Raw genomic sequence first — 12,977 nt, 5'->3', positions numbered from 1 at the left:
GGACGGAGTAGGCTTATGCATCTTTTGGTGCGGGACAACCGGACGCTCGATGAACAGGAAATGGCAGAGGATCTTAATCTTCCCTCTGCTGATCTTGTTGTACTTTCTTTTACAGAAAGTGATCTTCTGGCCCTGCGCCATGCAGAAGCCTTGCTACGTGCTCAAACTGAAGAAGGCATAGTGCTTCCCACCTTGCAGGTCACAAGCCTGGCAAGATTACGCCATCCTATGTCGATCGATTTGTACATTGAAACCACATTGCAAAAAGCGCGCTGTGTTGTGGTGCGGCTGTTGGGTGGTTTGGATTACTGGCGTTATGGGGCAGAAGAACTGGCGGCATGGAGCCGTGAAACAGGCGTGCCGCTGGCTTTGTTACCCGGTGATACGTCACAAAGTTCTGTTTCTGATGTGCTGGAACAGGCAGTACATACCGGAGATGATGGACGGCTGGCGGAACTTTCCACTATTTCCGCAGAACATTACGCGCGGTTAAACGGTTTTTTCCAACAAGGAGGGCCGGATAACATCTGCGCAGCATTGGAAGTTATGTCTGCACTGGCAGGGATGCAGGAAGATAAAGGGACACATCCTAAAGCATTGCCTGCATGGGGCGTATATCGTTCTTATCCTACTACCGTCATGCCAGTTCAGGTGCAGATAAAAGCAGTGATACTTCTTTATCGCGCGCATTTGCTGGTAGGAGACGTGGCAGGGCCGGAATGTTTGGCAGAAGAACTGGCGCAACGTGGCTGTGCTGTAGATATTGTATATGTTACATCTTTGAAAGATCCTAACGTTTCTGATGATGTAAGCTATTATCTACAACGTGTAAAACCTGATGTTGTTCTGGATGCAACGTGTTTTTCTGCACGAAGCCAGAATGGTTTTTCACCATTGGATGTGGCCGATGCGCCTATTTTGCAGCTTCTGCAGCCGGGGTGCACACAGGATTTGTGGCAAGAAAGTCCACGAGGTCTGGCGCGGGCGGATATGGCCATGCAAGTGGTATTGCCAGAACTGGACGGCACAATTGCAACATTTCCAATTTCTTTCAGAAAAGATGCACAGCCCGGACAGCCTGCATTTAGAGAACCTTATAAACCGGGTATAAAGTTGGTGGCAGGCCGTGCAATTGCATGGGCTAAATTGCGGAAAATTGCGCAATCAGACAAAAAAATATCTATTATTCTATCTGACTACCCAGGTGCAGGGCTCGAAAAATCTGGGGCCCATATAGCGCATGCTGTGGGGTTAGATGGTTTTGCATCTACATCTTCCATTCTCACGCTCTTGTATAAGGCAGGTTATCATACAGGAGCAGAAAATGTTCCTGATGCAAAAGCCCTTGCCGCAGCACTTGTTGGTGGCAGTTTAAAGCCTGTTCTTGATACAAAGCTGTATCGTCAGTTTTTGGCATATTTAGATCCGGATTTTGTAAAATCTGTTTTTGCAGCATGGGGTGATCCCGAACACGATGCTAATGTAAAAGATGGCGTGTTTTGTCAGCGTTACATCCAGTTGGGCAATATTTCTCTGGCAGTGCAGCCAGATAGAGGGGCAGTAGCGGACCGTAAAGCGCTGTATCATGATCCAGACACACCTCCATGCCATGCATACGTTGCATTTTACTTGTGGTTGCAACATGTAAAAAAGCTGGATGCCATGGTGCATTTGGGCACGCACGGCACGCTGGAATGGTTGCCCGGTAAGGCTGTGGCGTTGTCTCCATCCTGTGGGCCAGTTGTGCTGACGGGTGATGTCCCGGTTATTTATCCGTTTATTGTCAATAATCCGGGTGAGGCCGCAGCTGCGCGTCGGCGTTTGGGTGCTGTTATTATCGGCCATATGACGCCTCCTGTCATGCAGGCGGAACTTTCAGTAGATGCGCAGGAACTCGAACGGCTGATTGATGAATACGCTGAAGCAGACGGTCTAGACCCCCGCCGAGGCGCTTTGCTACGTGCTGATATTTTAGAAAAAGCTGTGCGTACGGGTGTGTTGGCTGAAAGCGGCGTGCGCCCCGGAGAAATGGATGAGGCAGAAGCGCTTGCGCGGCTTGATGCCTATTTGTGCGATGTAAAAGATCTGCAAATTCGTGATGGTTTGCATGTTTTTGGCAAACCAGCCGTACAATCCAAAAAACTGGTGCAAATTATTGCACAGGCATGTGGGCGGCAAGCGGATACAGCTTTTACGTCTGAAGTGGCGCATAAAATCATGCAAAGCGGGCAAGCAGAGGCACACGCCCTGCTTGCTGCATTAGATGGACGTTTTGTAGTACCCGGCCCAGCCGGTGCGCCAACCCGTGGGCGGGTGGATGTGCTGCCTACAGGGCGCAATCTGTTTACCGTGGATCCTCGCGCATTGCCCACACCTTCTGCCATGGTGTTGGCCGAGAAAATGGAAAAGCTTTTGCTGACAAGGCATTTGCAGGAACAGGGTGAACATCTAACACATATGATTATGGATATGTGGGGTTCTGCCAGTTTGCGCACCGGCGGAGAGGATATGGCCCTTGCCTTGCGTCTTATGGGAGTAGAGGTACAGCGCACCGCTGGCACAGGGCATGTTTGTGGGTTTGAAATTATTCCTTTGCCAGTGCTGGACCGGCCAAGAGTGGATGTAACGTTGCGTGTTTCTGGCCTATTTCGTGATGCTTTTGCAGATCAGATTGCCCTGTTTGATCAGGCTGTAGCGGCTGTTGCGGAACGGAATGAACCTGCCGAATGGAATCCTTTGGCGGCATCTGCCAAAGGGCTGAAAGGAGAGGCCCGAAAGCGGGCTACGGCTCGTATTTTTGGTGCTGCGGTTGGTAATTACGGCACAGGCGTTGAGGAACACCTGAATGCGGGATCTTGGGCTCATACGCAGGAACTTGGAACAGCTTGGCTGGAAGGTTCATCATGGACATATGGTGGTGGGCGAGATGGACAGCAGGATATGCAGGCTCTTTCCAATTTGGTGGGGCAAGCAGAAGCTGTGCTGCATGTGCAAGACAATGCTGAAACCGATATTTTAGAAAGCCCGGATATAGCTGCGCATGAAGGTGGCCTTTCTGCTGCGGCCGCTACATTGGGCGCAACACCGACCGTATTACATGGTGATACATCTCGGCCAGATATGCCACGGTTGCGAACAGCAGCGCAGGAAGTGGCGCGTATTGTGCGCGGACGGTTGGCTAACCCGCAATGGATTGAAGGTATGCAGCAGCACGGATACGCGGGTGCGGCAGAAATGGCGCGCGGATTAGATGCATTACACGGATTTGCAGCCACATTGCCCCAACGGTTTGATAGGCAATTCGATCTGGTTTTTGCTCAAACATTGGGAAATGCCGCGTGTGATGCATTTTTAAAACAGGAAAACCCAGCAGCGCGGGAAGCTATGCGTGCACGGTTTGCCGATGTATGGCGGCGAGGTTTGTGGCACCCACAGGGGAATAGTGTGGCCTGTGTTCTGGATGAGGAAAATGAGGCATGACAGCTCCTCGTATTATTATGGTTGCCGCTCCTCGTTCTGGCGGTGGCAAAACAACGGTTACACTCGCATTGCTGGCGGCTTTTCAACGCCGAGGATTACGGGTAGGGGCTGTTAAAACTGGCCCAGATTATATAGATCCCGCTTTTCATGCAGCTATCACACATCGGTCACCTCTTAATTTGGATAGCTGGTGCATGCCTGTAAATTTGCTGGCTGGTATCATGAATGCCGCTGCCAAAGATGTTGACGTGGTTGTGGTGGAATCTGCAATGGGGTTGTTTGATGGATTAATGGCCCCAAAAAATGCACGCGGTGCGCCTTCTGATATTGCAGCTCTATTTGGGATTCCTGTTTTGCTGGTGCTGGATGTTTCTGGGCAAGGGCAATCTGTTGGGCCGATTGCACAGGGCTTTGCGAGATGGTCTGATACTGTGCAGGTGCGTGGTGTTGTCATCAACCGTGTTGCATCCGAACGGCATGAGCGTTTGGCGCGCTCTGCCGTGGCCATGGCAGACCTGCCTGTTTGTGGGGCGCTTATGCGCCAAAAGGGTGAGGTACTGCCAGAGCGGCATTTAGGATTAGTGCAAGCGCGTGAGCATGGCAATCTGGCAGGGTGGTTATCAGACCTTGCAGATAAGGCAGAACGTGAACTGGATCTGGATGCTATTCTGGAAGCAGCAGCGCCTCTGGTGGAACAGAAGGCTGATCCAGTATCTCTGGCAGAAGCATGTATTCCGCCTCCGGGCCAACGTATTGCCGTGGCGGATGATGCTGCTTTTTCGTTTTTATATGGGCATCTTTCTTTGTTTTGGAGAAAAGTGGGTGCGGAGTTGGTTCCGTTTTCTCCACTGGCCGATCAGGCGCCAGATACCTCTTGCGATGCCTGTTGGTTACCTGGGGGGTATCCAGAACTTTATGCAGGCCAGATTGCGCAAGCAGAGCATTTTAAAAAAGGCTTGCAGGATTTTGCGCTTAAGAACCCTGTACATGGGGAGTGCGGAGGCTACATGGTTTTGGGTCGTGCATTGGAAGATGCGCAGGGGCAGACACATGCTATGGCAGGTTTGCTAGGACATGTAACGTCCTTCGCGCGTCGAAAATTGCATTTAGGCTATCGTGAGGCCACGTTGCTGACAGATAATGTTTTGGGCCACACAGGCACACGTTTACGCGGGCACGAATTCCATTATGCAACGGTTATGGATAAAGGTGAGGACGCGCCATTGGCAGATCTGGCAGCAGGGGATGGTACGCCCCTTGGTGCATGTGGTGGCCAGCGTGGCTTAGTTTCTGGGTCATTCTTTCATGTTCTGGCACGGTGTTCCAATCAGAATATTTTGAACTCTTCCTCTTTATGAAAAGAGCATATGCAAAAACGAACGCGGAAAGTTGTGTGATAACAAGGTATGCACAAAGTGTTCTGCCGTCCTGATAAAGCCGGGGCAGGCGGTGAGAAGGAGATATTGAAATGCGATCTTTTCCCGTGTTGCTGGTAAGGCATGCTCCTGTTCAGGTTGCGCAGGGCATTTGTTACGGCAGGCAGGATGTTGCCCTTAGCCCAGGGTGGGAGAGTATTGTTTCTGGGCTTTCTGTTCTGGCTAAGGGTGCTGTTTGCCAGGTGTTATATAGCTCTCCTGCGCAAAGGTGCTGGCAGATGGCGCAGCGTTTGGCGCAAAGTGCAGGCATGGAACTACGCGTGGATCACCGATTGGCGGAATTGAATTTTGGCCGGTGGGAAGGTGTGCGTTGGCAGGACATAGATCGCACATTGCTGGATGAATGGGCCCAAAATCCAGAAGGTTTTGCACCGCCAGAAGGTGAAAGCGGGCAAGACCTGTACCAGAGGATTCAGAGTTTCTGGCGTGAAGTGCGCCAACGTGAAGAAAATGTGTGTGTATTATCGCATGGAGGGCCATTGCGGCTTTTGAGCGCTTTTGCCGGTGGGTATAAACCGCACCTTCTCGCACCATCCATGCCGCAAGGCTTTGCGCGCCTGTTTATGGTGGGAGAAAAGAACGAACTTGCTTCAAATCAAAGAGATTTTTTGACACATCATAAAAAGGAAGAGCCGTGCCAGGTATGATAGATCCGCAAAAGCCAGCATTATTACAGGATGCAGAGCATCATCGTACTAAAATGCAAAAACGCAAAGCTGTGCAGGATAAAGAAGTTGCCAGCAAAACAGTGGAAAAAGGCCTGTTGATTGTAAATACAGGTTCCGGAAAAGGAAAATCTACTGCGGCGTTTGGTCTGGCTTTGCGGATGTTGGGGTATGGCCGGCGTATTGTTGTGGTGCAGTTTATCAAAGGGGCATGGCATACGGGAGAACGCAAGGCGCTAGAACGCTTTGAGGATTTGGTAGAATGGCACGCGTTGGGTGAAGGTTTTACGTGGGAAACGCAGGATAAGGCGCGGGATATTGCTGCATGCCAACGTGCATGGCATGTTGCTCAACAAGCGTTGGCAAACCCAGATGTTGGGTTGGTGATCTTGGATGAACTGAACATTGCATTAAGGTATGATTACCTACCTATGGAGCAAGTTCTTGCAGATATTGCAGCACGCCCGGCAAGCTTGCACGTTGCCGTAACAGGCCGCAATGCCAAGGAAGCCATGCTGGAAGCGGCTGATTTGGTAACTGAAATGACAGTGGTGAAACATCATTTCAAAGCGGGTGTAAAAGCGCAGGAAGGCATAGAGTTTTGAGCACCCGTGTTCTGATGGTGCAGGGCACAGGGTCTAGTGTCGGAAAATCAACACTCGTTGCAGGCCTTGCGCGTGCCTTTACCCGGCGAGGGCTGCGGGTTTTGCCGTTTAAACCGCAGAATATGTCCAATAATGCCGCTGTAACATGGGATGGTGGTGAAATTGGGCGTGCTCAAGCTTTGCAGGCGCGTGCCTGTGGGGTACCTGCAAGCGTTGATATGAACCCAGTTTTGCTCAAACCACAGGGTGAGACAGGCGCACAGCTTGTTGTGCGGGGGCAGATTGAGGAAACAGTGAAAGCGCGGGATTATCAGAGCCGAAAAGCACTTCTGATGCCAGCCGTTTTGCAAAGCTTTGTAAAACTTGCCGCAAAGGCAGACTTGGTTTTGGTAGAAGGTGCTGGGTCTGCTTCTGAAGTAAATTTACGAGCGCATGATATTGCCAATATGGGGTTTGCAGAAGCTGTAAATGCTCCGGTTGTGCTTGTGGGAGATATAGATAGAGGCGGAGTGATTGCCAGCCTTGTGGGTACACAAGTTGTTATAAGTCAGAAAGATGCCCAACGGATCAAAGGGTTTATTGTAAACCGTATGCGGGGTGATCCAACACTGTTTGCTGATGGCATGCAGTTTATTGCCGAACGTACAGGGTGGCAGCCGTTAGGGCTTGTGCCGGATTTGCCAGAGGTGAGAACCCTGCCAGCAGAAGATGCCGCAGATCTGGATGAAAAACTTGCGCATGCAGTAAGGCACTCAAAAGCAAACTTAGATCAGAATGCGCCGCTACGTGTTGTTGTGCCTCATTTGCCGATGATTGCCAATTTTGATGATCTGGATCCACTGTATGCAGAACCCGGTGTGCACCTTATCTTGGTTAAACGTGGCGAGCCTTTGCCAGAATGCGATCTGATTATATTGCCCGGATCGAAAGCGACATTATCTGACCTTGCTTGTTTGAAAGAACAGAAATGGGACAAGCAGATTGCAGAACATGCTGCCAATGGTGGTTATGTGATGGGTATTTGTGGTGGCTATCAGATGTTGGGTGCTACGGTGGCTGATCCTTATGGAACAGAAGGCGCTATAGGACAGACGGCAGGGTTGGGGCTGTTAAAAATTGATACAGTTTTAAGCCGAGATAAAAGTCTAGAACACAAGGAAGGAAAACTGGCGGCAGAAGGCAGTAAAGTTGCTGGATACGAAATGCATGTGGGCCAAACAACAGGGGCTGATTGCCAAAGCCCCTTGATATACATGGATAACCATCCAGAAGGTGCTGTTTCTGCAAATGGGCGTGTATGGGGCACTTATCTGCATGGCATTTTTAACCACCGGGCTGCGCGTATGGCTTTGCTTGCGCGTGTAGGTGGGGCTGCATTTCAACCAGATGGCATATGGTATGCTGCCGGGGCAGATTTACCAGCGCAGCATGATCAAAGTGTAGAACAAGCGCTGGATGCGTTGGCAAACCATCTGGAACAGCACATTGATCTAGATGTCTTGTTGCAGTTGGCTACTGTACCGGCTGGTATTTAAAAAACGACAACTACTTTAACGCTGAATCCACTGTCTTCTTGCAGGGTTACGTTTTTCCCACCCTCGGCGTTCAAGCTCTGGTGTGTTGGCATGTTGTTCCGGAAAGCCAACACATAGGTAAGCCAGAAACTGCCAGTTGGGCTCTACGCTTAAAGCTGCATGTGCTTCCTGTGGATTAAGGATGGAAACCCATCCTACCCCAACGCCGTGGGCCGTAGCAGCCAACCAAAAAGTGTGAATGGCCATAACGGCAGACCATGTGGTGGTTTGTGGCATAGTAGCCCGTCCAAGCCCACGTCCTTGTTGAGGATTGGTCTCACAAAATACGGCTATATGGTGAGGGGCATCATCCAGCCCGGCAAGTTTTAGCCGCGCATAACGCTGGGCGTCTTTTCCTTCTCGCCCTTCCAGTTCTTGCGTATTGCTGCGCATAAAGTTCTTGCGGATGGCATCGCGGCGGTTGGAATCATTTACCAGCACAAAGCGCCATGGCTCGCTTAGCCCGACTGAGGGTGCCAAGCAGGCTGTTTCCAGTAATTCATCCAATACAGGTGTTGGCACAGGTGCTGTACGAAAATGCCGCACATCCCGCCGCCATATAAGCAGTTGCTCTAATTGGTTCTGAAAAGAAGGTGAGAAAAAAGGTGCTGTCATGCCTTTATCATGCAGCCAATAGCGGCCAGCAGCAACCCACCTATCAGAATACCACAAGCCCTGCGGTAAAGGATAAGGCCGCGTTCCAGATCATGTAGGGTGGCCGTTGTGGTGCCTTCTCCAATCCATCCATCATCAACCACAGTTCCTGCATAATTGCGGGGCCCCCCAAACTTTACGCCAAGGGCAGTGGCCAGAGCTGTTTCAGGCCATCCAGCATTAGGGGAGCGATGGCGGCTGGCATCTCGCCACGCGGTGGACCAAATCGTGCGCCACTGTGTGGGGCGTGTGGATAGCAGGATACACAAAGCGGCCAAGCGGGAAGCTGGCAGGTTAATGAGATCATCCATTTTGGCAGCAGCCATGCCAAATGCAGCATAACGTGGGTTAAGATGGCCGATCATGCTGTCTGCCGTGTTGATGGCTTTGTAAAATACAGTTCCGGGTAAGCCGAGTAGTGCAGTCCAAAATAAGGGCGCAACAATGCCGTCGGAGAAGTTTTCTGCCAGACTTTCAAGCGCGGCACGCACAACGCCAGTTTCATCCAGTACGGATGTATCTCGCCCCACAATTTGGCTTACAGCTGTGCGGCCACCTTCTAATCCGGCCTGTTGAAGCGCTGAGGCAACTGCTTTGACATGCACCCACAAAGATTTCTGAGCTACCAGTGTACAGGCCGTAACAGCCTGTACACCAAGCATGAAAAGCGGCGGCAAAAACATATAACCGATATGGAGTATAAATATCGTAAGCCCGACGGGAATACCGACAAGCAGCAACAGCGCGAAAAAACCGGATATCCGGCGTGCTGTATCTGACCACTCTGGCCTGTTGAACGTCCGCTCCAGCCTGTTTATCAAGAAGCCAATCCACACAACGGGGTGGCTTATTGCAGCAAACAGCGGTGCAGGATATCCGCACAAGGCTTCCAGCCCCGCAGCCATGGCGGCAACGGGCAGGGTTATAGAAAAAGGATAAAGCAGCATGGCAGATGCAGGCGTGCGGGAAAAGCGGCAAGAAGGCAAGGGGTATCCGCCGCAACAGGCACCTGCGGTTTCTGTGATGCCTTCAAAATCTTCATCAGCATCAAGCCATATTCCTGCACATGGTGGGCAGGTGCAAAAAGTTATGCAGATGTTTGCAAACGCACCGCAACCATTTGTAGACCTTTCTACAGGCATCAGCCCTTTTGCTTATCCGGCCAAACTGCCTGATCTATCTGCTTTGCATACATTACCGGAGGAGGCAGAAGAAGCTGCGCTACAGATGGCGGCTGCGACAGCATATGGTGTTTCTGACCCCAGCATGGTGGTTGCAGGTGGAGGAAGCCAGAGCTTGATTGCTTTGTTGCCACGGGTGCTGAAGGCAGAACGCGCGTGCATATTAGGCTCCACTTATTCTGGACATATGCAAGCATGGAAAAAGAACGGTATTCCGGTATCCGAGGTGCCTGATTTCGCTCAGCTACAGTTGGCGGCACAGCAAAAAAATACGGTATGTATTATCTGTAATCCCAATAATCCTGATGGGCGTTTGATAGGGGCCTTGCACTTGCTGGATCTGGCCAATATCTGTCAGGCAGCGGGAAGCTGGTTGGTGGTGGACGAGGCTTTTGCAGATATTACTGGCCAGAGCGTTGCATCTGCCCTGCCGCATCCAGCTTTACTGGTTTTACGCTCTTTTGGAAAAACTTATGGATTGCCCGGGGTAAGGCTTGGGTTTTTGTTGGCTCAACCCAGTGTGGCTGCATATGCGCGAGATTTATTAGGGTCATGGCCCGTTAGCACCATTGCGCTGGCAGTTGGGTGCCAAGCCTTGCAGGATAAGGAATGGTTAAAACAGACATCAACCAAACTGTATGCTGCCAGTTTACGCCTAAAAAAATTGCTGACTAAAGCGGGCTTAAGCCATAAAGGCCAAGCTGTTTTGTTTGAGTTGGTAGAATGTGAACGTGTAGCAGAGTTATGGCAGCATCTTTGTCAGCAAGGCATCGTAACCCGGATTTTTCCTTATAATGCGCACTGGCTGCGTATGGGGTTACCAGCTTCCGAGGTGCAATGGCGCAGGTTAGAAGCAGCTTTGCAGGCTTGGCATACGCTTTAATAAAAAAGCGCAGATAATGCCGTCATGATCGTGCATTCGGTTATAATGGCGCAGGCACCCAGAATATCACCTGTGTAGCCACCAAGTTTGCGTTGTGCATATCGGGCTATCAACAAAGCTACCGCCAAAGCCAGTAGAATAGGAAAAACTATAAATGTTAGCAAACATGCTACCGTAAGCGGTGCTGGCATTAAAAATACTGTCAGTAAAATGCAAAGACAGATTATTCCAGCCAAAGCAATTGTGAGATTGCGCTGTGCCAAAGGGTAAAGTGATCGTGCCAGACCATCAGGCCGGGCCGGTGGAATTGTTTTTGTAACAACCAAAAATGCGCCACGTGCCAGACAGCCAGCAATGCCACATATCAGGCAAGCCAGTGCGATGGAATGTATAGATGAAAGCACGCCCGCGCGTATTAAGATTGCCAAACATAAAGCCAGAACACCGTAACTTCCAATACGGCTGTCACGCATAATTTCCAGCTTGCGTTCAGGTGTCATGCCGCCAGAACTATCCGTGGTATCGGCCAAGCCATCTTCATGAAGACCGCCTGTTACAAGAATTTGCATCCCTAAAGCTATGCCTGCGGCTGCCAGAGGCGGAATATGGCTACATTGTAATACTGTGGACAGGCCACCGGCACATATTCCAATGCTTGCACCAATAAGAGGCCAGCACCAGATGGATTGTGCCAAGGGCCAAGAAGCGGAACTGTTTTTGTAAGCAGATGGCAACAGCCAGCCAACAGGTATGCGCGTAAGAAGCCCAACACCACAGGCCAGATGTAAACGTAATGTATCTGGTATAGAAAGGCGGCCAGAAGAGGTCATGTTTTCTGGCTTACCGCGGCTTCTGCAAAAGTAGCCATACCTGTGTGGCAGGCAAGCGCAGCCCGTATGATAGAAACTGCAAGCGCTGCGCCAGAACCTTCTCCTAACCTGAGGCCCAATCCCAAAAGAGGTTCTAGATTCACATAAGAGGCAAGGCGATGTGTTTGTCCTGTTATGGTCGCGCAATGTGAAAGGCAGGTATGGGCCAGCCCATCAGCGTGCAAGCGTGCAAGAGGTGCGGCCGCAGCCGTGCAAACAAAGCCATCTAACAGAACAGGTACGCTTTTATGCCTGGCAGCCAATGTGGCGCCCAATGTGGCCGCCAGTTCGTATCCGCCAACACAGCGTGCAGCTTCTAATGGATCAGAACATGCTTGCCGATGCAGGCTAAGTGCTGCGTTAATAACTGCGGCTTTACGTTTCAATCCGGCATCATCCGCACCGGTGCCGCGTCCGGCCCAGATGATGCCGCTTTCCTTAAACAAGGCTGCTGCCAAAGTGGCTGCGGCAGTGGTGTTTCCAATACCCATTTCGCCCAAGCACAAGAGATCGCAGTGAGATGAAACGGCGTTGTAACCAAGTGTGACAGCTTGCAAAAAATTCTGCTCTGTCATGGCCGCTTCATGCGTAAAATCGGCTGTAGGTTGCAGATCATGCACAGGAATAACGTGTAAGGATGCGCCAACTGTTTTGGCTATCTGGTTGATGGCAGCCCCTCCGTTACGGAAATTACTGACCATTTGAGCTGTAACATCAGAAGGCCAGAGGGAGATTCCTTGCTGCGTTACGCCGTGGTTTCCTGCAAAAACCAAAACCTGCACATTTTCCAGCTTTGGTGTGGCACGTTTCTGCCACCCCCCTAGCCAGCTTGTAAGCTCTTCAAGGCGGCCGAGGCTACCTTCTGGCTTGGTAAGTTGCTGTTCGCGCTGGGCAATGGCGTTTTGGGCCATCTTATCTGTCAGCGGCAAGTTGCTACACAGGCTTCTGAGCTCCTGCATGGAACCAAGGCAGAGTGGCGCGTTAGAAAAAGAAGGAGATGATGGCATGCCGTTGATTTTGTGCTGTTATAAGGATGTAAGCAAACAAAAATAGTGAGGCGCATATACCATGAGTGTCCTATCTCTCAATCCAACAGAAACAGGGGCGCAGGGCACTGTTCTGATTTTGGGGGGCGCACGTTCAGGAAAAAGTGGTTTAGCCGAAGCAATGCTGACAGGCTTGCCTTCTCCTTGGATCTATCTGGCGACTGGTCGGGCATTTGATGCAGAAATGCAGGAGCGTATTGAACACCACAAGGCCAGCCGAACAGAGCAGGGTTGGCAAACGGTTGAGGAACCGCTGGATATTGCATGGGTGTTAAAAACCTATGCACATCTGCCTGTGTTGGTAGATTGCCTGACCTTGTGGGTGACCAATATGTTGCTGGATGACCAAAATATTGAGGAGGCAACACACTATCTGCTGGAGGTGTTGCCGGAGCGCTTGGCCCCCACCATTCTTGTAGGCAATGAAGTTGGGTTGGGGATTGTGCCGGAAAACGCTTTGGCCCGTCGTTTTAGAGATGAGGCAGGGCGCCTGCACCAGCGGATAGCGGCGCAGGCAGGGCAAGTTGTTTTTGTGGCAGCCGGGCTGCCACTGGTGCTTAAAGGGAAAGATTTATAACTGTCAG

At 51.0% G+C, this 12,977-nt stretch carries 11 protein-coding genes; 7 read left to right on the top strand and 4 right to left on the bottom strand.

Going from position 1 to position 12,977, the window contains the following annotated elements; genetic code table 11:
- Positions 1 to 15 precede the first annotated feature (15 nt).
- The 5 genes from cobN to FKW19_RS02420 all read left to right on the top strand — a co-directional run bounded on the left by cobN (position 16) and on the right by FKW19_RS02420 (position 7,721).
- Entirely contained in the window at positions 16 to 3,480 is a 3,465-nt protein-coding gene (gene cobN, locus FKW19_RS02440) for a cobaltochelatase subunit CobN (protein ID WP_089179540.1), read from the top strand.
- Entirely contained in the window at positions 3,477 to 4,838 is a 1,362-nt protein-coding gene (locus tag FKW19_RS02435) for a cobyrinate a,c-diamide synthase (RefSeq protein WP_089179539.1), read from the top strand. Before cobN ends, FKW19_RS02435 begins: the two co-directional genes overlap by 4 nt.
- 110 nt (positions 4,839 to 4,948) lie before the next feature.
- A complete protein-coding gene (locus FKW19_RS02430) occupies positions 4,949 to 5,563 on the top strand; it encodes a histidine phosphatase family protein (protein WP_089179538.1) in 615 nt (204 codons plus the stop codon).
- Positions 5,560 to 6,186, top strand: coding sequence for a cob(I)yrinic acid a,c-diamide adenosyltransferase (gene cobO, locus FKW19_RS02425; protein ID WP_089179537.1), 627 nt, complete (start codon positions 5,560 to 5,562; stop codon positions 6,184 to 6,186). Before FKW19_RS02430 ends, cobO begins: the two co-directional genes overlap by 4 nt.
- A 14-nt stretch (positions 6,187 to 6,200) precedes the next feature.
- Complete coding sequence (locus FKW19_RS02420; protein ID WP_089179961.1) at positions 6,201 to 7,721, top strand: cobyric acid synthase; 1,521 nt, start codon at positions 6,201 to 6,203, stop codon at positions 7,719 to 7,721.
- 15 nt (positions 7,722 to 7,736) lie between these two features.
- Here FKW19_RS02420 and bluB read toward each other — a convergent pair whose 3' ends face one another.
- Together bluB and cbiB are read right to left on the bottom strand one after the other, a co-directional pair.
- On the bottom strand, positions 7,737 to 8,375 hold the full coding sequence (gene bluB / locus FKW19_RS02415; RefSeq protein ID WP_063354586.1) for a 5,6-dimethylbenzimidazole synthase: 639 nt from the start codon (positions 8,373 to 8,375) through the stop codon (positions 7,737 to 7,739).
- Positions 8,372 to 9,361 (bottom strand): adenosylcobinamide-phosphate synthase CbiB, encoded by a 990-nt coding sequence (gene cbiB / locus FKW19_RS02410; RefSeq protein WP_089179536.1) that lies wholly within the window; start codon positions 9,359 to 9,361, stop codon positions 8,372 to 8,374. The genes bluB and cbiB overlap by 4 nt, the downstream gene beginning before the upstream one ends.
- Here cbiB and cobD point away from each other — a divergent pair.
- A complete protein-coding gene (gene cobD / locus FKW19_RS02405) occupies positions 9,360 to 10,478 on the top strand; it encodes a threonine-phosphate decarboxylase CobD (protein ID WP_089179535.1) in 1,119 nt (372 codons plus the stop codon). The genes cbiB and cobD overlap by 2 nt on opposite strands.
- On the opposite strand, the gene cobS is transcribed toward cobD, so the two are convergent.
- Together cobS and cobT are read right to left on the bottom strand one after the other, a co-directional pair.
- Positions 10,475 to 11,308 carry an adenosylcobinamide-GDP ribazoletransferase gene (gene cobS, locus FKW19_RS02400; RefSeq protein WP_089179534.1) on the bottom strand — a complete coding sequence of 278 codons (834 nt, stop codon included), beginning with the start codon at positions 11,306 to 11,308 and terminating at the stop codon, positions 10,475 to 10,477. The two genes, cobD and cobS, sit on opposite strands and share 4 nt — an antisense overlap.
- Positions 11,305 to 12,354: a nicotinate-nucleotide--dimethylbenzimidazole phosphoribosyltransferase gene (cobT, locus tag FKW19_RS02395; protein ID WP_089179533.1), complete on the bottom strand. Its 1,050-nt coding sequence runs from the start codon at positions 12,352 to 12,354 to the stop codon at positions 11,305 to 11,307. Before cobT ends, cobS begins: the two co-directional genes overlap by 4 nt.
- 61 nt (positions 12,355 to 12,415) lie before the next feature.
- Between cobT and cobU the strand changes: the two genes are divergently transcribed.
- A complete protein-coding gene (gene cobU, locus FKW19_RS02390) occupies positions 12,416 to 12,970 on the top strand; it encodes a bifunctional adenosylcobinamide kinase/adenosylcobinamide-phosphate guanylyltransferase (RefSeq protein WP_089179532.1) in 555 nt (184 codons plus the stop codon).
- Positions 12,971 to 12,977 lie beyond the last annotated feature (7 nt).

Source organism: Acetobacter sp. DmW_125128, from assembly GCF_008704325.1.
Classification (GTDB): Bacteria; Pseudomonadota; Alphaproteobacteria; order Acetobacterales; family Acetobacteraceae; genus Acetobacter; species Acetobacter oryzifermentans.
The sequence above is the reverse complement of the archived record's forward strand: the minus strand, read 5'-3'. Positions and strand labels throughout refer to the sequence as shown.

Coding starts and splice junctions, on each gene's coding strand:
- cobN (WP_089179540.1), top strand. CDS start 16: ATGCATCTTTTGGTGCGGGACAACCGGACGCTCGATGAACAGGAAATG.
- FKW19_RS02435 (WP_089179539.1), top strand. CDS start 3,477: ATGACAGCTCCTCGTATTATTATGGTTGCCGCTCCTCGTTCTGGCGGT.
- FKW19_RS02430 (WP_089179538.1), top strand. CDS start 4,949: ATGCGATCTTTTCCCGTGTTGCTGGTAAGGCATGCTCCTGTTCAGGTT.
- cobO (WP_089179537.1), top strand. CDS start 5,560: ATGATAGATCCGCAAAAGCCAGCATTATTACAGGATGCAGAGCATCAT.
- FKW19_RS02420 (WP_089179961.1), top strand. CDS start 6,201: ATGGTGCAGGGCACAGGGTCTAGTGTCGGAAAATCAACACTCGTTGCA.
- bluB (WP_063354586.1), bottom strand. CDS start 8,375: ATGACAGCACCTTTTTTCTCACCTTCTTTTCAGAACCAATTAGAGCAA.
- cobD (WP_089179535.1), top strand. CDS start 9,360: ATGGCAGATGCAGGCGTGCGGGAAAAGCGGCAAGAAGGCAAGGGGTAT.
- cbiB (WP_089179536.1), bottom strand. CDS start 9,361: ATGCTGCTTTATCCTTTTTCTATAACCCTGCCCGTTGCCGCCATGGCT.
- cobS (WP_089179534.1), bottom strand. CDS start 11,308: ATGACCTCTTCTGGCCGCCTTTCTATACCAGATACATTACGTTTACAT.
- cobT (WP_089179533.1), bottom strand. CDS start 12,354: ATGCCATCATCTCCTTCTTTTTCTAACGCGCCACTCTGCCTTGGTTCC.
- cobU (WP_089179532.1), top strand. CDS start 12,416: ATGAGTGTCCTATCTCTCAATCCAACAGAAACAGGGGCGCAGGGCACT.